Source organism: Altererythrobacter aquiaggeris (assembly GCF_037154015.1).
Taxonomy (GTDB): domain Bacteria; phylum Pseudomonadota; class Alphaproteobacteria; order Sphingomonadales; family Sphingomonadaceae; genus Aestuarierythrobacter; species Aestuarierythrobacter aquiaggeris.
This window is the reverse complement of the sequence record NZ_JBANRL010000001.1, coordinates 169,155-191,860: the sequence shown is the minus strand read 5'-3', so window position 1 is coordinate 191,860 and position 22,706 is coordinate 169,155. Positions and strand designations below refer to the sequence as shown.

Genomic DNA, 22,706 nt, shown 5'->3' with positions numbered 1-22,706 from the left:
CGCAGCCATCCGCCCCGGAAAATCCGGGGTAGTGATGGTAGTTGGCGTAGCGGACGCTTGCTTCATGCGGTGGATATAGCGGCGAACAAGCAGGCGTTCAACCAAGGTCCAGTGTCTGGGTGCCCGCCGCGCTGGTTAGACGTCTGCTCGATGCGAGCGTGGTGGAACGCTGTTTGATACCGGCCATGAAGCGGTATTCCGCAGTCGCTCTGGCCGGTGTCAGTTCCAGCGCCATATAGCCGCGATGCGCGGTTTCCGCCCATTTAAGCTGCGGATTACGCGCAACGGAATCCGCAGCGAGATCCTGCGGTCTTATCCATGGCAAAGTATTTTCGAATCCGGGCGAGGATACCGATTGCCCGGCAAATTCAATCCCCGCCGCGGCTCCGCCATTGGCAAGGTCGGATGCCCAGGCATTGTGGCTGTCACCCGCCAGAACCACCAGATTGGCACCTGCTTCCTGCGCCGATCCGAGCAGTCTCTCGCGGGCTACCGGATAACCGTCCCATGCATCCATGTTGAACGGCAGCCCCGCCTTGCTTGCAGCTACGGAGTTTTGCAGCAGCGTGCGGATATAGGCGGGGAATTGACCGGTCACACCGTCAAGCACGCTGGCTGATGTGGAAAGGCTGGTCATGATGACTTGCTGGGCCAGCACTTGCCAGATCTTGCCCGCTCGGCGCGACTGCTTCAGGCCGTTCGCCAGCCATCTTTCCTGCGCCGCGCCCATCATTGTGCGCGAGGGATCGCGCCACTCCTCGTCGCGGAAAGCCTCTAATGCGGCCTGGATCTTTTCCGGGTCCCCGCCACCGCGTTTGATTACATCACCCAGATCGAACGGCTTGCTACGCGCGGTCACACGCGTTTCCAAGCGGAACAACGTGGCAAGATCGCCGATGTCATATGCAGCCCATGGTTCGTCCGAAACTGGCAACCATTCGCGGTAGGCCTGCATTGCGGCGCTTTTGCGGACGTCCCACGACCCTTCTGTTTCGGGCTGGTGGTTCTGGGCCCCGTCAACATAACTGTCGTTCGCGCTTTCGTGATCGTCCGGGACTGCGATCATCGGGAAAAGTTGGTGCAGGCGCTGCAAATCGGTGTCGGCACGGTAACTGGCGTAGCGGGTCCGGTAATCGGCCAATGCGATGATTTCGGTAAGCGGCGCGGCACCGCGGCCAGCAACCTCCTCAGCCGCCGAAGGATAAACTCCGGTGCCATATTCGTACAGATAGTCGCCCGTGTGGATGACCAGATCGACATCGTCCGCTTCCGCAATATGCGCATATGCGTTGAACCAGCCGAAGCCGATGTTCGAACAACCGACTACCGCCATGCGGAAGCGCGCCGATGGCCCTGCGGGCAATGTGCGGGTGCGTCCGACCGGCGAGACGGCACCGGTTTCATCGATGAAGCGATAGTAATACCACCGGTCGGGGCTGAGCCCGCTGGCAGTGGCTTTGGCGCAGAAATCACGCGCGCGCGGCGCCCCGACTGTTCCGCCACTGACGATTCGCGAAAACGCCAGATCGTCAGCCACCTCGTAAACGAGCGATGCGTTATCGCCGCTGTGTACATAGCGGGTCCAGAGCAGCACCGAATTTGCGCCTGGCTCTCCGCTCGCAACGCAATGCGTAAAGCCTTTTGCCTGCGCCTGCGCGGCAAGCGGAGCCGCGGCAAATGCCGTCCCCACCAATGCTGCACCGATCAGCGATCGCCGATCCAGCGAAGGTTGGCGAAACGCAGCGGGCTTTGCACAAGATTCACGGTTCATCAGCCAACCCTACGCGAGTGGTATGACGCCGCCAAGACAGCAGCGAAACTTCGCACAGGCCATCATTAAGAACTTGGGCGATGACAAGCGAGCCATTCAATTTGTCAATGACGCTTGACATATTAAAGAATTATGTCTAGTGACCTTTACATCAAGCAAAGGGACATTGACATGAATCCTGTTTTAAAAAGCCTTCTCATCGCCGCGGCCATGTTGTTGACTTCGGTTTTCGCGGACTTTGATACTTCGCCTGCAGCCCTTGCCGAAGCTGCGCCGTTTCTCTGGCTCGCATTCGTCCCGTGGGCTCTTGCCGGCCAGCGCAGCGGTTGCGCTCTGGCAGGAGCAGAGCGATGACCGGGGAGACGAAACCGGCCGCCGAAGGCCGCAGTCCTGCATTCTACGGCGGGCTGCTGGCCGCATCGATCGCAGTCATCGCGGCCTTGCGGATCAGCAGTGCGATTGACAGTACGACCGGATTCATCCTGATGGCCGGGGCGATGATGCTGATGATCCCTTACGTCAGGGCGTCCATCCGGAAACAGCGCCGCACCGGGACGTTCAGCCCGGCGGTGGCAACTTACACGAAGGGCATTATGGCATCATCGTTTGCCTATGCCATCGGGCTGGGCATTGCGGTCCGGCTGCACAATACGATGGAACTGACTGGGATCATTGCGGTGCTCGTTGCCCTGCTGCCGGTGATCCCGACACTCGCGATGGTTTATGTCATGGGCAAATATCTCACCGACGAAACCGACGAATATCTCAAACACCGCGCGATGATCGCAAATGTCATGGGGCTGGGCGCGGTGTTATGTGCCGGATCGCTTTGGGGATTTCTCGAAACATTCGAGATCGTCCCGCATGTGCCCGGCTGGTGGGTGGTTCCGATCTGGGCCATCGGGCTTGGTATCGGACAATGCTGGATGACCTTCCGCGACCGCGCCGGGACGGACGAATGAAAAACCGTCTCAAGGTCCTGCGGGCCGAGCGCAACTGGAGCCAGCAGGATCTGGCCGAGCGGCTGGAGGTTTCGCGCCAGAGCGTAAATGCCATCGAGACCGGGAAATACGATCCTTCGCTACCGCTAGCCTTTAAATTGGCCGACCTGTTCGAACTCGCCATTGAAGAAATTTTCGAGCGAGAGTGACCTCAAATTACCAAGGAGAATGATGATGAAACTTTTACACGCCGCGCTTGCGGCATGCCTTTCGCTCGTCCTGCCTGCCGGTGCTTCGGGCCAAACAACCCACATGGAAACAGTTGCCGGGCAACCAGCGCGCTTCACCATCGAAACCGTCGGAGAAGGCCCGGACGTCGTCATGATTCCGGGCCTTTCAACCCCGCGCGAAGTGTGGCGCCCCAATGCCGAGAAACTCGCTGCCACGCACCGCGTCCATTTGGTGCAAATCCGCGGCTTTGGCGATCATGCCGGAGCAAACACCGATGGCCCCGTGTTACAACCTTTCGTCGATGAATTGGCAGCTTATCTGCAGGCAGAAAAAATTGCAGACGCAGCGGTCATCGGCCATTCGATGGGCGGGCTTGCGGCGCTGATGATCGGCGCGCAATACCCCGATTTGCCGGGCCGGATCATGGTGGTCGACGCACTCCCGTTCATTGGCGTAATATTCGGGGCACAAGACAGTGTCGCGATCGAGGGGCAGGCTGCTGCCATGCGCAATATGATCGTGTCCGCACCGCAAGGGGCAAGAAACCCCGCGATCGATTGCTCCGCAGTGGTCAATACCGGTACACCCCCGCCGGGCAACATGACCAATACCCAGCGCGGTGCCTGCATGGTCGCACAGTGGAGCGGCTCCGCGGACAAACACGTGGTTGGACAGGCGATGTATGACGATATGGTCACCGATATGCGCGCCGGCATTGCCGGGATTACCGCGCCGATGACCGTAGTTTACGGACGCGACGAACGCGGCATTCCCACAGCAATGATGGATCAGCTTTACACCAGCAATTATGCCGCTGCGCCCGATACGGAGTTTGTCCCAGTCGATGGCAGCTTCCACTTCGTAATGCTCGACCAGCCTGAGCAGATGCAAGCCGCCCTGGAAGCATTTCTCGCCAAGTGAGCTTGCCCTGCGCTCCGCCCCGCCGCACAAGGCGGTGCATGAGCGAAGTAGAATTTCACGAAATACAAAAGGGTTGCCGGATCGCCTTTCGTCACCAGATGGGAAGCGATCCGGCACTGGTATTTCTGCCAGGATACATGTCCGGCATGGCGGGCGGCAAGGCGATCGCCGTGATGGAATGGGCCGAACAAAATGGCCGCGCCTGCTTGCTGCTCGACTATAGCGGCTGCGGCGAAAGTTCGGGCGATTTCGCTACCGGCACCTTATCAAAGTGGCGCGATGAAGTGCTCGGGCTTGTAACGGCGCTCGCCATAGACCGTATAACGCTGGTCGGATCGTCGATGGGCGGCTGGCTGATGCTGATGATCGCCGAAACCCTGGGCTCGAGAATGTCCGGAATTGTCGGCATCGCCGCTGCGCCCGATTTCACAAACTGGGGTTATACCGATGCACAAAAGGCCCAGCTGGCGGCGGGCGAGACGGTGTTTGAAGTCAATCCCTACGGCCCCGAACCAACCCCGACCTATGCGGCATTCTGGGCTGATGGCGAGGCACATAAAATGCTGGACCGCGAGATTGCCATAGACTGCCCCGTCCGCCTGCTGCACGGCCAGAATGACGCCGATGTGCCATGGGAAACCTCGCTGAGGCTGGCGGAGGCGATACGTTCCAGGGATGTTCAGGTGACCTTGGTCAAAGATGCGGACCACCGCATGTCAAACGGCGAAGACATCGCGCTGCTACTGCGCACGATCCAGAACTTGCCGACAGGCTGACCGGAGAGACCACTTGCTTTCGATACTATTGGCCCCCGCACTGGCTTTTGCCACACCTGCGCAAATCGGACCCAACCCATCAGCGGCGACCGACATAACCAATCCGCCCGAACTCGAAGAATTGCGGCGCCGGCAACGCGAAAATGCTCCGGCCCCTGTACCGCGCACTATCAACCGCACATTTGCCGAATGCACCGAGCTGGCAAAAACCAACCCCGCGCAGGCCGAAATCACAGCGAACGAATGGCTGGTGCGGGCTGAGGGCAATCTCAAGGCATCGGCCAACCATTGCCGTGGGCTGGCACTGGCCGGATTGGGCCGCCTTGAGGAAGCCGCTGCGGCTTTTGTCAGCGGACGAGAAAATGCAATGCCTGACGCAAGACTGTACCGCGCCCGATTGGGTATGCTCGCGGCAAATGCGCTGATCGGCGCTGGCGCACCGGATGATGCGCTGGCAGCAATCGCCATTGCCGAGGCGGATGCGAGGCAAGCGGGTACAACCCGTTTTGATGGCGAACTCGCGCTGGACCGCGGCCGAGCTTTGGTCGCACTAAAGCGTGAGGTTGATGCCGCTCCGTATTTTGCCACCGCGCGCGCGCAATTGCCAAACAATGCAGATGCCTGGCTTATGTCCGCCACCCTTTCGCGCCGGATGGACGATCTGACCGCCGCGCAAAACCAGATTGAGCGTGCTGCAATCCTGGCGCCAGACGATCCTGCAATCGGGCTTGAGGCGGGACTGATCGCTGTATTATCAGGCCGCGAAGATGCGGCGAGGAAAAGCTGGGAATCGGTCATCATAGCTGCTCCTGCATCTACGGCGGCAGAGACGGCGACATCCTATCTCGCGCAGCTGAATGAGCCAAACCCATGAGGCAAGTCGATTGAGCGTGCCCCTGTCCGTCCTTGACCTCGTTCCTGTCCGTGAAGGCGGAACGGTGCGTGAAGCCATCGCAAATGCGGTCGATCTTGCGAAAACCGCCGAGGATGCAGGGTATGCCCGCTTCTGGGTCGCCGAACATCACGCGATGGACGGCATTGCGGGCGGTGCGGCAGCGGTGGTGCTGTCTGCCATCGGCCATGCGACCGACACTATTCGCATCGGGTCGGGCGGGATCATGCTGCCCAACCACAACCCTTTCGTGATTGCAGAACAATTCGGAACTTTGGACGCATTGTTCCCCGGCCGGATTGACCTCGGCCTTGGCCGCGCACCCGGTGCCGACAGCCGCATTGCCGCCGCTTTCCGCAAGAACCTGGCACAAGCGGCAGAATATTTCCCGCAAGATGTGCAGGAATTACGCGCGCTGTTCACGGGCAAGCCAGCACTCGCACTGTCAGCGACGCCCGGGCTCGGTGCGGATGTCGAGATGTGGATGCTTGGCTCAAGCCTTTTCGGCGCACGGCTCGCGGCAAAACTGGGTATGCCATATACCTTTGCAAGCCATTTCGCGCCCGACCATCTCGATGCGGCGCTGGCCCTGTACCGCCGCGATTTCCAGCCATCGGACGCTCTTGAAAGGCCACATGTCATGGCAGCGATGACGGTAATCGCGGCGGATACGGATGAAGAAGCAGAGTTCCTCGCATCGTCGCTGGAACAGAGCTTCGTCAGGCTCAGAACCGGCAGTCCGGGAAAACTGCCGCCGCCGGTTGCCGGATACCGTGCGTCCCTGCCCGCCAACTTGCAAGCGATGCTGGAACATATCGGTCAGGCACGCGCGGTAGGGGCGCCCGTGACGGTCGCGAATTCGATCAAGGCATTTGTAGAACGAACCGGCGCTGACGAAATAATCGTTTCAGGCGCGACATTCGACCCTGACGCACGAACCCGCTCGATCCGGCTCACGATGGAAGCCATCGCAAGCTGATCAAACGGGCTCGGCGGGTCGGCCCCGATGCGGGGCCCGGGGAACAAGCCAGTGACTAACCGGTACAAACGGCGGCGGAAGGGACCAACCTTGGGCCGCCAGATGCACCTGATACTGTTATAGAGAGGCGCTGCCAGAGCCGGGCGCCAGAGCGGAAAAATTCGCTGAATGCTCGCTTGCCCGCCCAACGCGAGACGCCTATCGAACGAAATATAGTTGCGCTCGTAACCAGCCAATTGCCGGTCGGCGGGGGATTTGAACGCCTGAATGGAGCAATGTTTAATGGTCGGGATGGGCAAGCAGAAATCTGCCAAACTGGTTGCAGCGCTTGCTGCACAGATCCGCGATTCTCTACTCCCGGGCGACGCGCCTTTCGTGCCTGCCGAACTGGACGGTGCGGCGACTCTGCTGTTGGAAACCGCCAATGCGCGCAAGGCCGGAAGCAGTTCCATCACGATCAATACCGGCACGGTTGCTGATGCACGCCGCATAATGCGGATTGCCATCGTCAATGACGATATGCCGTTTCTGGTGGATTCGATTGCGGCAACGATTGCTGCGCTGGGCCTGACGATCGACCGGCTGGTACATCCGGTCGTCAGCGTTCATCGTGACAAGAAAAACAGACTGGAGCGGATTTCCGCCGACGGTGACATCGCCCGGGAATCGATGATTTATCTGGAGACGGGCCGGATCGACGCGCGGCAGCGCTCGGCATTGAAGAAAGCCCTTGATACCACATTGTCCGATGTGCACGCAGCAGTCGGCGATTGGCCCAAATTGCAGGAAGCGATGCGCGCGGACGCGGATTCGCTGGGCGACACAGCAGGCGCGCAACTGCTTCGCTGGCTCAATGCGGGGATGCTGACCCAACTGGGCCATCTCACCCGAAAGCGTGATGGCAGCCATTCGGGATTGCTGGGGATATGCCGCCGGACGTCGCAGGGTCTGCTGGCCGATTCATCCTTTGAAAATGCCTTCAAGTACTTTGATGATGCGCCAGAGTTCGGGCGCGGCAAGGCACCGCTGATCATCAAGGCCAACCGGGTTGCCAATGTCCACCGCCGTGTTCCGCTTGATCTGTTCGTCGTTCCCTTGGTCGAGGACGGTAAGCTGACCGCTTTGTCTATCCATGCCGGGGTCTGGACCAGTGCAGCGCTTGCCGCCCCGCCGCGCGATATTCCCGTCATGCGCGAAAGTCTCGAGACGCTGATGGAGCGGTTCGGTTTCATACCGGGCGGCCATGCAGCCAAATCGCTGATCCACGCCCTGACCACTTTGCCGCATGATCTGGCGATCGGTTTCAGCGAAGCCGATCTGGAACTTGTTTCAAGCGCACTGATGAGCCTGGTCGATCGCCCGCGCCCCCGTCTGGCACTGGTCGAGGCACCGCTTGCCCGGCATATGTTTGCCTTTGTCTGGTTGCCGCGCGACATGCTTTCGACGCAGGTGCGCCTGCAAATTCGCGATTTGCTGATCGAACATACCGGGGCGGAACTGCTTGACTGGTCGTTGCAAGTCGAAGGCGGCACACTTGCTACCTTGCGCTTTGTACTCGACATTCGCGGGACGAAGGGACTTCCCGACCAGGCCGCGCTGGACGCGCAATTGCAGACATTGCTGCGCGGATGGGGTGACGCGGTCGAGGCCGAGCTTGCCGAAGGTGTAGAGCCCGGACGGGCAGCCGCCATTGCCGGCCGTTATGCCGATGCATTCCCGGCAGCTTACCGCGCTGATTACGGCGCCGCCGAAGCCGCGCTGGACATTCGCAGGTTGCGCGCGCTTTCTACGGATAGTGCAGCGACCGGAACTCTCAGGGATGCGCGCCTTTATCGCTTCAGCGGAGATGCGGAAAACCGGCTCCGTCTGAAGATTTACCAGCAAACCGGCTCGATTTCGCTGTCCGATACCGTCCCGGCACTCGAAAATTTCGGTTTCCATGTTCTGACCGAAGTTCCCACGATGCTGCAAGGTGGCGACTTGGGGTCGGTCCACGATTTTACGCTGGCACTTGCCGAAGGCGTTGACGTTGGGCCGCTGCTCGACCGTGCGGATGCGATCGAACACGCTATTGCCAATGTGCTGAACGGCATTGCCGAGGATGATCCCTTCAATCGCCTGGTGGTAGGTACTGGGCTCACATCACTCGAAGCAAACGGCTTGCGGGCGTTTTACAGATATTTGCGCCAGACCGGCATGGGCTTCACGATATATACGGTGGTCGATGCCCTGCGTCAGGCACCGTCGGTCACACGCGGTATTCTCGACTTTTTTATCGCCAGGCACGACCCGGATTTCAGCGGTAATCGCGAAGATGCGGCCCAGACCGCGAGAGACGCCATTCGCAAAGGTCTGGCAAAAGTATCGGCTATCAATGACGACCGGCTGTTACGGCTTTATCAAGCCGTCGCAGAAGCCATTTTGCGCACCAATGCTTTCGCACCGGCAGCGCGTGAGGCGCTGGCATTCAAAATCGATTCGTCGCTCGTGCCCAATCTCCCCAAGCCTGTGCCATGGCGCGAAATCTGGGTCTATTCACGCCGGGTGGAAGGCATTCACCTGCGCGCCGGACCCGTCGCTCGCGGCGGGCTTCGCTGGTCGGACCGGCGGGATGACTTTCGCACGGAAATTCTCGGCTTGATGAAAGCGCAGCGTGTTAAAAATGCGGTCATCGTGCCTACCGGCGCGAAGGGCGGTTTTTATCCCAAGCAACTGCCCGACGCGGCGACTGATCGCGAAGGATGGGCTGCTGAAGGTCGGGCCAGTTACGAACTTTTCATTCGCACTCTCTTGTCCGTGACCGATGATTATAACGGCGATAAACTGGTTCACCCCGACCGGGTCGTGATCCACGATGGTCCGGACCCCTATTTCGTGGTCGCGGCGGATAAGGGCACTGCCAGTTTCTCCGACGTGGCCAACGCCATTGCCGAGAAGAACGATTTCTGGCTGGGCGATGCTTTCGCAAGCGGCGGCTCGAACGGTTATGACCACAAGGCGATGGGCATTACCGCGCGCGGCGCCTGGGTGTCAGTGCAGCGACACTTTCTGGAAATGGGCGTCGACGTCCAGCACGAACCCGTCCAGGTGGTCGGCTGCGGCGATATGTCAGGCGATGTATTCGGCAACGGAATGTTGCTTTCAAAAGCGCTCAAACTGGTTGCCGCATTCGATCACAGGCATATTTTCATAGATCCCGACCCAGACCCGGCAGCCAGCTGGAAAGAGCGCAAACGTCTGTTCCAGCTCGCGCGTTCGAGCTGGGAAGATTATGACCAAGACCTGATTTCGCGTGGCGGCGGAGTCTATTCCCGTGCCTCCAAAACTATCAAGCTGTCGGTTGCCGCACAGACTGCGCTGGGGCTCGACCAGCAGGAGATGGATCCCGAAACCCTGATATCCGGCATCCTGACCGCTCCGGTCGATCTGATCTGGTTTGGCGGTATCGGAACATACATCAAAGCCGGCAGCGAAAATAACATACAGGTCGGCGATCCGGGCAACGACAGGCTGCGAGTCGATGCGAACCAGTTGCGTGCCAGAGTAATCGGCGAAGGCGCAAATCTGGGTGTGACGCAGGCCGGGCGCATCGAATTCGCACTTGGCGGCGGACGTTTGAACACCGACTTTATCGACAATTCGGCTGGCGTCGATTGTTCGGACAACGAAGTGAATATCAAGATTGCACTGCGTACGGCAAGCCAGTCCGGCAAGCTGTCCGAAGCGAAGCGCAGCAGCTTGCTCGCTTCGATGACTGAAGAAGTCGCCGAGATTGTGCTTGAAGATAACCGCTTGCAGGCACTTGCTTTATCCGTCGCACAGGTAGGCGGCGCGAAAGCAACCGAATCGCATCTGAGATTGATCGAAAAGCTCGAGGATGGCGGCAATCTCGACCGGAAAACGGAAGGCCTCGCCGATAGCGAAACACTGTCGCGCCGCGCTGCCGACGGGCTAGGCCTCACGCGCCCGGAACTTGCCGTCCTGCTCAGTTCGACCAAGCTGGCATTGCAGGCAGCAATCGAAGCCAGCGACCTCCCCGACGATCCGGGCATGATAGAAATACTCACCGGATACTTTCCGCAGCCGATGCGCGGCAAATACCGCAAGGCCATCGAAGAGCACCGGTTGCGCCGCGAAATCATCGCAACAATTCTGGCAAACCAGATCGTCAACCGGATGGGGGTGGTGCATCCTTTTGAACTGGCCGAAGAAGAAGGCACAGGGCTGGCCCAGGTTGCCAGCGCATTTGTCGCCGCTGAACGGTTGTTCGGATTTGCGGAAACCTGGACAAAGCTGGATGAAGCAAACATTTCGGAAACGGCCCGTCTCAAGCTGTTTGACCGCTATTCTGCCGGAATGGCCAACCAGGCTGCCGACCTGCTGAGAGTGGGCGCGGGCGATGTGCAGCCGTCCGACACTGTCAGCCGTCTGGCAAAAGGCGTGACCGCTCTGTCCAGCCTGACGCAAAGCCATCTGGCAGACGAATCGAAAGAACAATCGGCCAAGCTGCGGCATGAACTGGTCGCTGCTGGCGCCGGGGAAACCGAGGCTGCGATGGTCACCCACCTGTTTGACATGGATGGTGCGGTCGGCATCGCCAATCTGGCCAAAGACGCAGAAATCGATCCGCGCAAACTGACTGCCGCATTTACGGAACTGGGCGCGAAGCTTGGGCTTGCCTGGGCGCAGGGAACTGCAGCGATGATGAATTCATCGGATGTGTGGGAGCGCATGCTGGTTTCGGGACTTGCACGCGATTTCCAGCAGATGCGGCTCGATTTCCTGCGCCGGATGTCCCGCCGCAAAGATGGTAAATCAGACCCGGCCTCTACGGTCGAACAATGGGCTGAAAGCAATGCCGATGCGATAGCCCAGTTTCGCAAGATGGTCGCGCGGGCGCAGGCCCAATCTTCGGTCGCCCCCGCAATGCTGGCACAGATCGCCAGTCAGGCGCGGAACCTGCTGGGCCGTTAGCCTAAAATTCAAGAGGTTGGATTCGCGCGCTGGTTAGGCCAAAGTCCGCGCATGAATAATGCGGATATTGTTATTGTAGGGACAGGCCATGGCGGGGCAAGCGCTGCTATCGCGCTTCGTCAAAAGGGCTTCGAGGGTTCGATCATGATGATCGGGCGTGACAGGCACCCACCTTATGAACGGCCGCCATTGTCGAAGGAGTATCTTTCGGGCGACAAGGCGTTCGAAAGAATTCTTATCCGTCCACCGGCATTCTGGACTGATCGCGACGTTCACCTGCGGCTCGGTAAATCGGTGACAGCGGTTGATCCGGCCGCAAAATTCGTAACATTGTCGGACAAGTCCCAGATCGAATATGATCGGCTGATCTGGGCTGCCGGAGGCAATCCCCGACCTTTGTCCTGCCCCGGTGCGGATCTGGACGGTGTCTATACGGTCCGCGACCTTGCTGATTCCGACAGGCTGAAGGCAGAATTGGAAGGGGGATCACGCACTGCCGTTGTGGTGGGCGGGGGATATATCGGGTTGGAAGCAGCCGCTGTCCTGAACAGGCTTGGGTGCGAAGTGACCGTTCTAGAGGCTCTCCCCAGAGTGCTCGCAAGGGTGGCGGGAGAAGACCTGTCACGCTTCTTCGAGGCCGAGCACCGTGCGCATGGTGTGAATTTGCAAACCGGCGTTTCGGTAGAAGCAATTCATGGTTCGGACGGCCGCGTTTCGGGCGTTCAACTGGCTGACGGCCACGAGATCCGAGCGGATATTGTAATAGTGGGTATCGGCATTGTGCCGGCGATCGGCCCGCTGATTGCCGCGGGCGCAGCCGGCGCGAACGGGGTTGATGTTGACGAGTATTGCCGGACATCGCTTCCGGGAATTTATGCAATCGGCGACTGCGCGGCGCATTCCAATCCTTATGCAGATGGCGCTGTGCTGCGGCTCGAGTCGGTCCAGAATGCCCATGATATGGCGGCCACTGTCGCGCGGGCGATAACCGGTGATGCAGAGCCTTATGCCGCGCTGCCATGGTTTTGGTCCAACCAGTATGATCTGCGCCTGCAGACAGCGGGCCATAGCCTGGATCATGATCAGACTGTCTTGCGCGGCGATCCTGCCACACGGTCTTTTTCGGTAATTTACCTCAGGGAAGGCCGGGTTATCGCGCTCGACTGCGTCAACGCCACAAGGGATTACGTGCAGGGCCGCAAGTTGGTGGAGGCGCGTGCTCAGATCGATCCGGCGCTGCTGGCCGATACCGAAACGCCGCTTAAAGACATGCTCTGAGCTGCAAAGCCGCCCACACTGCAGCTTCCGCCACCACCGGATCAGCATCAGCGGCTAGCGCATCAACCTGGACCAACAGCTCCGCGTCGCCGCTATTGCCCGCAGCAATCAGACAATTTCTCACAAACCGGTCGCGCCCGATGCGTTTGATCGGGCTTCCCGAAAACAGCGTGCGAAAACTGGCATCGTCAAGCGTCAGCAGGTCGCCTAGCCTTGGTGCAGCAAGCTCTGCCCGGGTAGCAAAAGCCTTGTTACGCGCTGCCTGATCGGCAAATTTGTTCCACGGGCAAACGGCCAGACAATCGTCGCAGCCGTAGATGCGGTTCCCGATCGGTTTGCGAAACTCCTCGGGTATGGGGCCCTTATGCTCGATCGTTAAGTATGAAATGCAGCGCCTTGCATCGACCTGATAGGGTGCCGGGAACGCATCCGTCGGACACGCGGTCTGGCATGCATTGCACGAGCCGCAGCGATCATCATGCGGCGTGTCGGACGCAAACGGCAGTGTGGTGTATATGGCGCCCAGAAACAGCCAGCTACCATGTTTCCGGCTGACCAGATTCGAATGTTTGCCCTGCCATCCGATACCCGCTGCCTCGCCAAGCGGTTTTTCCATGACCGGCGCCGTATCGACGAACACCTTAAGCCGAGGAGCTGCTAAACCGGCCTTTTCAGCTTCGGCAACAAGCCAGCGAGCCAATGATTTCAGCGCTTTCTTCACCGTGACGTGATAATCGCCGCCTTGCGCATACACCGAAATCCGGGCGCGGTTACCGATCCCCTCAAGTGCCATCGGATCGACAGCGGGCGCATAGCTCATGCCAAGCGCGATTACGCTTTGTGCCTCGGGCCACATGCTTTGCGGGCCGCGGCGGACATCGGCGCGGTCCTCCATCCAGTCCATTGTGCCGTGGTGGCCGGCCTGAAGCCATTTTTCCAGCCGCCGGGCGCGCAGAGGATCATCCCGGGCGGGGGCAAAGCCAATCGTCGCAAAGCCCAGCGCTGCAGCGTGGTTCCTCAAACGCTCCTGTAAATCGGAAAGTTGCGCTGGATTAACCAATTTCGCTGTTGCTCCTGTTCATCCCTGACGGTTAACGACCCGCAATGGATAGCGCGCTAAGCAATACGGCCCGGATGGGCAATGCAGGAGCGTCAGCTCCAACTTCAGCGTCAGCAGGGCGCCCCCCCGCTATCGAAGCGCGGGGACTGGTCAAACGGTTTGATGGGATACTGGCGGTTGACGGCGTCGATATTACCGTGCCGGAAGGCGCAATCTACGGAATACTGGGACCTAACGGAGCGGGCAAAACCACAACTCTGCGAATGTTGCTGGGCATTATCGAACCGGATGAAGGAACGCGGACAATCCTTGGCACCGACAGGCCCTACGACATTGCGCGTCTGATCGGATATCTACCCGAAGAACGCGGATTATACCCGTCGATGAAAGCTTATGAAGCCATCGCGTTCATGGGCGCACTGCGCGGGGTTCCACTGGCGGAAGGCCGGCGGCGGGGCAAGGAACTGATGGAAAGCAACGGCCTTGGTCACGCGGTTGACCGCCAGATCCGCCAGCTTTCGAAAGGTATGGCGCAAACCGTGCAATTGCTCGGCACGCTCGTGCATAAGCCCAGACTGGTGGTTTTGGACGAACCGTTTTCGGGGCTCGATGCAATCAACCAGGGCAAACTGGAACAGATGATCCGGAGTATGGCCGACGAAGGCACCACGGTGATCTTCTCCACCCACGTCATCGCGCACGCCGAACGGCTTTGCGAAGGCATCGCCATTATCGCTGGCGGCAAAGTGCCCTTTGCAGGGCAGGTGGACGAGGCACGCGACCGCATTCCCGCGCAGGTCAGGCTGGAAACCCGGGCCGGTGATGGCCCCTGGCGCGCAGCATTGCCACGCGATGCGCGGCGCGAAGGCGACTTCTGGTTTTTCTCTTTGCCCGATAGCGGTATCGAACCCCTGCTGCGCGCGCTGATCGAGGGTGAGGCAGGCATTTTATCGCTTTCGATCGAACGCGCCGGACTGCACGATGCATTCGTTGCGATTGCCGGCGAAGCCGCTGCAAGGCAACTTGATGCCGACCGTCAAGCGGAGATGGCGCAATGAACCGCAACCTTACGACACCGGGCCGCCTTTCCATTTGGCAGGCTGCATTCGTTATCGCGCGGCGGGATTTCGTGGCGATCCTGTTCAGCAGAAGTTTTGTGTTTTTCCTGCTCGGGCCGCTGTTCCCCATTCTTGTCGGTGTCGCAGCCGGCGGGATTGGTGCCCAAGTAGCGGAAAGCGCTGCAGACCCGGTCATCGGCGTCGCCATGAGCCAATCGGACAATGCCGCAATGCTAGCTGCCCGCGAACAGCTGGCGACCGAAATTGGCGGCATTCTTCCGCCATTAATAGCTCTGGATGTGCCTGAAGACGGGACGAAACTGGACCCACGGGAAGAATTGATGGCAAGCAGCGGTAATCTGGCGGCCATTGTGACGGGTTCTCCAGCCCGGCCGGTCCTTACCGCTACCGGCGACCGGGTTGATCGCTGGGAAGGCCGCGTATCCCTGATCGCCGGCGCCGCGCTTGCCCAGCGCTCACCTGATTTTCCCGCAGTCACAAAACAGACCGTCGCCACCAGTGGCGCCAATGAAAAACGCAGCCGTGTTCAAACCGCGCAAGTGGGACAGATGTTGCTGTTCTTGCTGACCATGCTGTTGGCCGGGATGGTGTTGTCCAATCTGGTGGAGGAAAAGGGCAACAAGATTATCGAAATCCTAGCTGCGGCGATCCCGATGGATGCTGTGTTCCTGGGCAAACTGTTCGCTATGCTGGGTGTTTCATTCGTCGGTATCAGTGTCTGGGCCGGCGCGGCCGGAGCTATCGTGTTGCTGAATCCGCTGGCGGGCGCGTTACCCGAACCGGCTGTTGGCTGGCCTTTGTTTGTCGGCCTTGGCATCGTCTATTTCGCGATGGGCTATTTACTGATCGGTTCGGTTTTCCTGGCTATCGGTTCGATGGCAGCGACCGTCCGCGAGGTTCAAACGCTGTCCATGCCGGTTACGATGCTGCAGTTGATGAACTTCTTCTTTGCAAGTTTTGCGATGGCGCATCCCGGCACCATTGCCGAATATGCGGCAATTGTTTTCCCGCTTAGTTCCTCTTTTGCGATGTTGGCCCGCGCGGCTTTGCAGCCGGAAATCTGGCCGCATGTTCTGGCGCTTATGTGGCAAACACTTTGGGTGGCAATCTTTATTAAAATGGGGGCTTCGCTGTTCCGCCGCCGGGTAATGAAGTCTGGACCACAAGGCGTGAAGAAACGCCGCCGCTTCGGTTTCCATCGAAGATGGCGCTCCCGCGCCGGCTATGGCAAAGCCGTGCCGGTAGAGGTTGCATCCAGCAACTGACTATTGACATTGAGGTAAGTAAGTCCAGACTGGCCTGACGATTCTGCAGCAAATTGACATGCGGAACAGGAGAGGATGATATGGCTACCCAAGCAGCCGAAAAGCCGCAATGGCGCACGTCGCCCACGGCTTATGAGGCATTGTCGGAGTTTCTGCTGAACAATCCGCAGAAAATCCCCAGCCATACCGAACCTTTCGATGTCAGCCGCAGCGATATTTATGTCGAAGACCGCTGGCAGCCGATTTTCGCCGAAATGCGCGCCAAAGGTCCGCTGCATTACGTAAAAGAAAGCCCGTTCGGGCCCTATTGGAATGTGGTGCAGCACAAGGCGATCCAGCACGTCGAATCCCTGCCCGATTTATTCTCGTCAAGTTGGGAACATGGCGGGATTACGATCACCGATCCCGACTGGGAACAGGAATTGGCGGAAGGCGAAGAACGCTTTCAGCTGCCGATGTTCATCGCGATGGACAGGCCCAAGCACACCGGCCAGCGCCGCACCGTCGCCCCGGCTTTTGCGCCAGGCGAAATGAAGCGGATGGACGACGAAATCCGCCAGCGTACGGGCGAATTGCTTGATACGCTGCCCGAGGGTGAAACGTTCGACTGGGTCGAAAAAGTGTCGATTCCGCTTACCACGGGTATGCTTGCGATCCTGTTCGATTTTCCATGGGAAGACCGTGAACTTTTGACCTACTGGTCGGACTGGGCTGGCGATACCGAATTGTCTCTGGCGCGCGAACTGGACGAACAGCGCCGCGAAATCCTCCACGAAATGGCTGCGTATTTTCAGCAACTATGGATCAGGAAATCCAGCGAAGAACCCGGCCCGGACCTGATTTCGATGATGATCCACAGCCCCGCGATGAACCAGATGGACCCGCAGGAATTCATGGGCAATCTGGTGCTGCTGATCGTGGGCGGAAACGACACGACGCGCAATACAATGTCGGGCATCATTCACGGGTTTGATAAATTTCCCGATCAGCGCAAACTGTTCGAAGAAAATCCCGATCTGATCCCGAATGCAGTCCAGGAATGCATTCGTTACCAGACCCCCCTGGCACATATGCGGCGTACGGCCACGCAAGATACCGAACTGTTCGGCGAACAAATCAAAAAGGGCGACAAGCTGGTCATGTGGTATCTTTCCGCAAACCGTGACGAGACCGTTTTCGACAATGCCGACAAGCTGGATATTACCCGCGAAAATGCCCGCCGTAATATCGCATTCGGATATGGCATCCATCGCTGTGTCGGTGCGCGTCTTGCGGAACTGCAATTGAAAATCCTGCTGGAGGAAATGCACAAGCGCCGGATCCGCGTGCATGTTGCCGGCGATGTGGAGCGAGTAAGAGCCAACTTCGTTCACGGCTTCCGCAAACTGGAAGTGGAAATGACGCGCTTTTAACCCGTTCAGAAACCGTTCGGAATTCCTCTGCGTATAGTGCGATATGGAACAGGTAACTTCACGTCGCAAAATTTTGACACTGCTGGGTATCGGCACCGCCTTGCCGATTTTGGCGGCCTGCGGTTCTGGCCGCGCAGAAGCCAAGGCCTTTCCGGTAAAACGCACTGAAGCCGAATGGCGGGCGCGGCTGACAAAGTCTGAATTCGACGTATTGCGCAAGGCTGCGACGGAACGGCCATACAGTTCGCCGCTGGACAAGGAAAACCGCGCAGGAACATTCGTGTGCGCCGGCTGCTCCAACAAATTATACTCATCAAGAACCAAATTCGACAGCCGCACGGGCTGGCCCAGTTTCTGGAAGGCGTTGCCCGGCGCTGTCGGAACCACGACCGATTACAAGATCGGTTTTCCGCGCACCGAAGTTCACTGCGCGGATTGCGGCGGGCATCTGGGCCACATCTTCAACGATGGGCCAAAACCGACTGGCAAGCGGCATTGCATCAATGGCACCGCGATGGACTTTATTGCCGGCTGATCAGTCCACGGGTTGGTCCTTGCGGACTTTCCAGACTTTGAAAGTTGCGCTGCCGGCGGGAATAAAAACCGGCTGCAACCAGGCCGGCGCGCGGTCTGCCAGCAAGTCGGCCGCCAGACCATCAGGATTGGCCGAGGCAAACAGCGCGGGCTCCGCCAGATCGGTGCACATGACGACATAATCAGCGTCATATTTGCCGATTATGGCTCTCGCCCCGTCTGCCGGACTTGTGAATGCTTTGATGACATCATGCATCGCCGCCTCCGCGCGGTGATGGCTGGTTGCCACAACCGAATGCCCGCTTCCCACCAGCAGGGCAGGCCCAACATCGAAGGGTGCGAAAATCGTCGCCGGCCGCAATCGGTCCAACCGTCTCGCTTGTTGCCTGATCGCGCAGCCACTGGCTTCGGCAGACAATGCCGGAACATGGGTTTGACCGGGCATCAATTTAGCGGCCAGATTAAACGGTGCAGACGGCACAAACACCATCAGGATAGCCAGCGTGAGGGTAATTTTCTGCCCCGCGCCCTGAGCAATCCGGAAGCGGTGCAGCAACCCGCTCGCAAGCCAGCCGAGCGGGACCGCTCCCAAAACCGCAGCGAATGCGGCCGAACGCCAGACAAACAGCGACAACAGGATCGCCGCAGCGAACAAAAGGGTATATTCGGTCCACCATGACCGCAGCCAATCGTGCGAACGCAACGCGAGAGTGATACTCGCCACAAATGCGACGAGGATCTGTAGGAAAACCGGTATTGCCCGCCACGGATCCTGCTCCCAAAGCGGCCGGCCTTCCGCGATATTGAGATACCAGAATTTGTGCACGAGCGGGTCTAGGTCGCCCAGCGGCGTAGCCAGACAGGCAGGTGCAGACAGGGCAAAAAATGCTAGGCCCACAGCGCCCGTTACACCGAACAGCCCGGCTATCACCGGCATGGGCATTCGCGGCATTGCGGCGATCACACCTGTTCCGATCGCCGCGATCAAAAAGAACCCGAGATGCGCAGGGGAAATAGCATCGCAATATTGCGCCAGCCCTGCAATCCCGCGGGTCGCGAAGAAAAGAATAAACAGGCCGAGTGCGAGAGCCTGCATATAGGATACCAGCCACCAGCGGGCCGCCGGGTCGCGCAACCAGCGCAGCGCCAGAACTAAACCGAATGCCGCCGCGATCGGCAGCAGCTCGATCGAGATCGACAAACCGGTTGCCATGGCGAGCCCCGCAAGACTGCCGCCCGAAAGGTAATAGCGCATTGATATGGACCACAGCGCCGCTGCCACGGCCAATATCTGCCAGCCATGGTGATCGACCCGCATCGGCTGAAGCTGGAAAACGAGCGGCGCAAACAATCCGACCGACAGGCAGGCGAGGCCGGCTACATCGACATCGAACAGCCGCCAGGCCAGCCGCCCGATCATGAACAGCACTGCGCCCAGCGTCAGCAGGGGAACGGCTATCAGCGCTACCAATTCTGCAGAAGATACACCGAGAAGCGGCGTGAGCGCGAGAATGATCGCTGCAAGCGGTACATCGACCAGACGCGACCAATGCATCACCACGCCGTCCGGCGGCGCGATCCTGTATTGATGAAGATCAAACCACGGTTGCCCCGCCAGCAAATCTCGAACCTGCACAAATCGCAGCGCGTCATCGGGATCGGGGAATTGGCCTTGCTGGATTCCGGGCCAGCCGATCACCAGGAATATCGCGCTCAACAACGCCCAGACAATCAGGATGCGCCGGTTCGGCCTTTCATGTCCGCGCAGGCGGCGATCGGTGTCCACGCGCCAGACTTAACGAAACACCACCCGGCTGCGTAGCAACCAGGTGACCGTGAAACTTATGACGATGGCCAGCAGCTTGGCGCCGCGCGGATCGAATGTCAGATAATCGGCCAGCCCGACGATTGATGTTGTCAGCGCCAGACCCACCAGTGCGGATATCACGAACAGCGCCTTCTGCTTCGTCCGGCGCGGGCCGCGCTCAGCCACGGAGCCGGTAAAAACCGCGCGGCTGGAAAGCATCCAGTGGGTCAGAATTCCGGTGCAATAAGCCACTGCGGAGGCCGCTGCTGCACCCGTGCCAGCAGCAAGCAGAACGAGGAAAAATCCAAGATCGACGGCCAGTGCGCCAACGCTAGCCAGCAAATAGCGCAGCAGACGAATGTCTCTCAACTTATCGATATAGGCTGTCATCGGATGCCCCATAAACCCCGGTCAGGCGACTTTCCGGCCGGTTTGCGAATCGTCGTCGGCTTGCGAAATCCGTTCGGGAACGCCGCGCAAGGAATTCAGCGCTGCCGCCTGATCGTCGGTTACTTCGCGGCGCGGGATTGCCGCTTCGGCACCTTCATCGCCGGCCTCGTGGTATTCGGCATCTTCATTGACACACCAGGTATCATATACGCGGTCACCAACCAGGATGTTCTCGACTGTCAGCATTGCCGTCATCATGGCGTGATCCTGATTATTGTAACGATGCATCCCGTTGCGGCCGACCAGGTGAAGTGTGGGGAACCTGTCTTCCAGTTCGCGCGCAACCGCGGTTACATTCGCAGCATAATCTTCGTCATAGACGGGGTATGCCTTTTCCTGCCGCACTACCGCGCCGCCGATGACATCTGCCGGATCGCAAAGCCCCAATATCTCCATTTCCGCCTTCGCCAGTTCGACCAGCCTATCGTCGGGCATTGACCAGAGGCCATCTCCCTCGAAACAGAAATACTCCAGTCCGACGCAGGCAACATCCTTGTCCGGCACCATTTCCGGCGACCAGCTGCGAAAATTCTGCACCCGCCCGACCTGAACCTTGTCGTCGTGGATATAAATCCAATTATCAGGAAACAGATCGTCCGATCGGATTTTGAGAGCGACAGTCAGAAAATCGCGATATTTCAGCTGCGCAGCATCGAGCGCAGTATCGGGTAACGGGCTCAGGCGTGCGGCAAGCTCGCGCATGGGTGCTGAGCTGATGGCATTTTTCGCCTTGATCACGATCTTGCCGGCCGATCCCGATGCGCTCAGCCGCCAACCGCCTTCACCATCGCTGGCGAGCTGTTCGAGGCCATGCCCCATTATCATATGTCCTCCGGCCGCCACGATCTTGTCGCGGGCCGCCTCCCACATCATACCGGGGCCAAGCCGCGGATAACGGAATGTCTCGAGCAATGTTTTGGCAGCCTGGCCGTCATTGGGCTGTTTATTCAAACCAAGACTGCGTTTCAGGCCGTCAATGACCGCGCTCCACAGCGACAGGCCCTTGATGCGCTGGGCGGCCCAATCCGCGCTCATTTCGTCACACGGCATACCCCACACTTTCTCGGTGTAGGTTTTGAAGAATATGGAATAAAGTTTTTTGCCGAACTGGTTGGTCGTCCAGTCTTCAAAGCTCTTCACGGACTTGACCGGGAAAACCTTGTACCGGAGGTAGCTGACCATACAGGCCGACGACCGCCACAAACCCAGATTAGCCAGAGCTTCAAATGCGCGCAGCGGATAGCTGTAGAACTTGCCCTCGTAATAAATCCGGCTCATCCGCGGCCGCTGGATGAAGTCATCGGGCAGGATCTCGTTCCACAGATCGACCACCTGCCGGCTTTTGGAAAAAAACCGGTGGCCGCCAATGTCGAACCGGTAACCTTCGTGTTCCACCGTACGGCTGATTCCGCCGACGTATCGTGCATCTTTTTCTATAATCGCTACAGTCTTGCCCTGCTTTGTCAGCAAATAGCCTGCGGTCAGGCCGGCGGGGCCCGCGCCAACGATAACCGCGTCGACATTCAGGTTCTGAGTAATTTTATCGCTCACTTATAGCCCCCAATTCAATCTCCTCACCGGAAGTGAAGGAAATTGGTTAGGGGATCGTTAACGCGGCCGGCACACCGGCAACGTCCCGGTTGGCAAGCCTGCCGTCAGCCCATGTCATGAACATCGCTAAATCCGCACGTGCATTGCAAGATCGGGGCATTGGACGGTCACAGCCAGGCTGGCCAGTTCGGCAAACTGGAAAGTATCTTCGAAGACAAGACCGTATTTCCTGTCGCGCCGCCAACGCACCTTGGCGCGAATTTCGGGCAGGCCTTTGGCCTCGATCCTGAACGTTTGGTCGATCGCCAATCGCGAACTGCATTCGATCCGTGCGCCCTGCTGTGAAATGTCTTCGATCAGGGCATGCTGTGACGAACCGTAGCTTGCGATTTGCGCCGGAATATTGAGAGACAGACGGACCGGCCGCTTGGGATAGCGGCCATGTTCGCTCAGGAACCGCACGATATCGACCGGCTCTGCGAACTGGAAGCCGGCTGCTCCGTCCCGCTCCCACATCTTTTCGATTTGATGCTGGTCGCCGTTTTGGAGCACCAGAATGATCGGGCGGCCGGGCGGCAGTGCGTGGAAGTTCCTGGTCGACAAACCGGTGGATGAAACGTCACGGACAATGCAAAGAAATTCACCTGACGGGACAATCAGCTTTGCGGCGCGCATCAACAGGGTAAATCGCGGCGCCTCACGCGATTCAGCCGAGGTTTCCTCGGGCGGCAAAACTCCATCCCAGGCTGCCGTAAATTGATCCATCGCGATGCCCCATTCCTGTG

Annotated in this window: 18 protein-coding genes; 12 read left to right on the top strand and 6 right to left on the bottom strand. The window is 59.0% G+C overall.

The genetic code is table 11. The features are described from left to right. Positions 1 to 97 precede the first annotated feature (97 nt). Positions 98 to 1,771: an alkaline phosphatase D family protein gene (locus tag WFP06_RS01000; protein WP_336985399.1), complete on the bottom strand. Its 1,674-nt coding sequence runs from the start codon at positions 1,769 to 1,771 to the stop codon at positions 98 to 100. A gap of 350 nt (positions 1,772 to 2,121) precedes the next feature. On the opposite strand from WFP06_RS01000, the gene WFP06_RS00995 reads away from it, so the two are divergent. From WFP06_RS00995 to WFP06_RS00960, 8 genes are all read left to right on the top strand, one after another. Next, on the top strand, positions 2,122 to 2,733 hold the full coding sequence (locus WFP06_RS00995; protein WP_336985398.1) for a hypothetical protein: 612 nt from the start codon (positions 2,122 to 2,124) through the stop codon (positions 2,731 to 2,733). Continuing rightward, on the top strand, positions 2,730 to 2,921 hold the full coding sequence (locus WFP06_RS00990) for a helix-turn-helix transcriptional regulator (protein ID WP_336985397.1): 192 nt from the start codon (positions 2,730 to 2,732) through the stop codon (positions 2,919 to 2,921). Before WFP06_RS00995 ends, WFP06_RS00990 begins: the two co-directional genes overlap by 4 nt. Before the next feature lie 19 nt (positions 2,922 to 2,940). Further along, a complete protein-coding gene (locus tag WFP06_RS00985) occupies positions 2,941 to 3,864 on the top strand; it encodes an alpha/beta fold hydrolase (RefSeq protein WP_336985396.1) in 924 nt (307 codons plus the stop codon). A gap of 38 nt (positions 3,865 to 3,902) precedes the next feature. Further along, positions 3,903 to 4,640, top strand: coding sequence for an alpha/beta hydrolase (locus WFP06_RS00980; RefSeq protein ID WP_336985395.1), 738 nt, complete (start codon positions 3,903 to 3,905; stop codon positions 4,638 to 4,640). A gap of 13 nt (positions 4,641 to 4,653) precedes the next feature. After that, positions 4,654 to 5,514 carry a tetratricopeptide repeat protein gene (locus tag WFP06_RS00975; RefSeq protein ID WP_336985394.1) on the top strand — a complete coding sequence of 287 codons (861 nt, stop codon included), beginning with the start codon at positions 4,654 to 4,656 and terminating at the stop codon, positions 5,512 to 5,514. After that, positions 5,498 to 6,511 (top strand): LLM class flavin-dependent oxidoreductase, encoded by a 1,014-nt coding sequence (locus WFP06_RS00970; protein WP_336985393.1) that lies wholly within the window; start codon positions 5,498 to 5,500, stop codon positions 6,509 to 6,511. Before WFP06_RS00975 ends, WFP06_RS00970 begins: the two co-directional genes overlap by 17 nt. 282 nt (positions 6,512 to 6,793) lie before the next feature. Further along, complete coding sequence (locus tag WFP06_RS00965; protein ID WP_419716235.1) at positions 6,794 to 11,485, top strand: NAD-glutamate dehydrogenase; 4,692 nt, start codon at positions 6,794 to 6,796, stop codon at positions 11,483 to 11,485. 51 nt (positions 11,486 to 11,536) lie between these two features. Further along, entirely contained in the window at positions 11,537 to 12,763 is a 1,227-nt protein-coding gene (locus WFP06_RS00960; protein ID WP_336985391.1) for an NAD(P)/FAD-dependent oxidoreductase, read from the top strand. Here WFP06_RS00960 and queG read toward each other — a convergent pair. Beyond that, positions 12,747 to 13,823: a tRNA epoxyqueuosine(34) reductase QueG gene (gene queG / locus WFP06_RS00955; RefSeq protein ID WP_336985390.1), complete on the bottom strand. Its 1,077-nt coding sequence runs from the start codon at positions 13,821 to 13,823 to the stop codon at positions 12,747 to 12,749. The two genes, WFP06_RS00960 and queG, sit on opposite strands and share 17 nt — an antisense overlap. A gap of 74 nt (positions 13,824 to 13,897) precedes the next feature. Here queG and WFP06_RS00950 point away from each other — a divergent pair, with 74 nt between their 5' ends. From WFP06_RS00950 to msrB, 4 genes are all read left to right on the top strand, one after another. Continuing rightward, positions 13,898 to 14,881, top strand: coding sequence for an ABC transporter ATP-binding protein (locus WFP06_RS00950; protein WP_336987591.1), 984 nt, complete (start codon positions 13,898 to 13,900; stop codon positions 14,879 to 14,881). Then, positions 14,878 to 16,167, top strand: coding sequence for an ABC transporter permease (locus WFP06_RS00945; RefSeq protein ID WP_336985389.1), 1,290 nt, complete (start codon positions 14,878 to 14,880; stop codon positions 16,165 to 16,167). Before WFP06_RS00950 ends, WFP06_RS00945 begins: the two co-directional genes overlap by 4 nt. Positions 16,168 to 16,247: 80 nt before the next feature. Beyond that, on the top strand, positions 16,248 to 17,579 hold the full coding sequence (locus tag WFP06_RS00940) for a cytochrome P450 (protein ID WP_336985388.1): 1,332 nt from the start codon (positions 16,248 to 16,250) through the stop codon (positions 17,577 to 17,579). Between the two features lie 43 nt (positions 17,580 to 17,622). Further along, positions 17,623 to 18,114 carry a peptide-methionine (R)-S-oxide reductase MsrB gene (gene msrB / locus WFP06_RS00935; protein WP_336985387.1) on the top strand — a complete coding sequence of 164 codons (492 nt, stop codon included), beginning with the start codon at positions 17,623 to 17,625 and terminating at the stop codon, positions 18,112 to 18,114. Here msrB and WFP06_RS00930 read toward each other — a convergent pair whose 3' ends face one another. From WFP06_RS00930 to WFP06_RS00915, 4 genes are all read right to left on the bottom strand, one after another. Further along, the gene (locus tag WFP06_RS00930; protein ID WP_336985386.1) at positions 18,115 to 19,899 is read right to left on the bottom strand and encodes a hypothetical protein; all 1,785 of its coding nucleotides are present in this window, start codon (positions 19,897 to 19,899) and stop codon (positions 18,115 to 18,117) included. 9 nt (positions 19,900 to 19,908) lie between these two features. Continuing rightward, the gene (locus tag WFP06_RS00925; RefSeq protein WP_336985385.1) at positions 19,909 to 20,310 is read right to left on the bottom strand and encodes a GtrA family protein; all 402 of its coding nucleotides are present in this window, start codon (positions 20,308 to 20,310) and stop codon (positions 19,909 to 19,911) included. 21 nt (positions 20,311 to 20,331) lie between these two features. Beyond that, positions 20,332 to 21,909, bottom strand: a complete 1,578-nt coding sequence (locus WFP06_RS00920) for an NAD(P)/FAD-dependent oxidoreductase (protein WP_419716234.1) — start codon at positions 21,907 to 21,909, stop codon at positions 20,332 to 20,334. Positions 21,910 to 22,047: 138 nt separating this feature from the next. Beyond that, on the bottom strand, positions 22,048 to 22,686 hold the full coding sequence (locus tag WFP06_RS00915; protein WP_336985383.1) for a PilZ domain-containing protein: 639 nt from the start codon (positions 22,684 to 22,686) through the stop codon (positions 22,048 to 22,050). Positions 22,687 to 22,706: the final 20 nt, after the last annotated feature.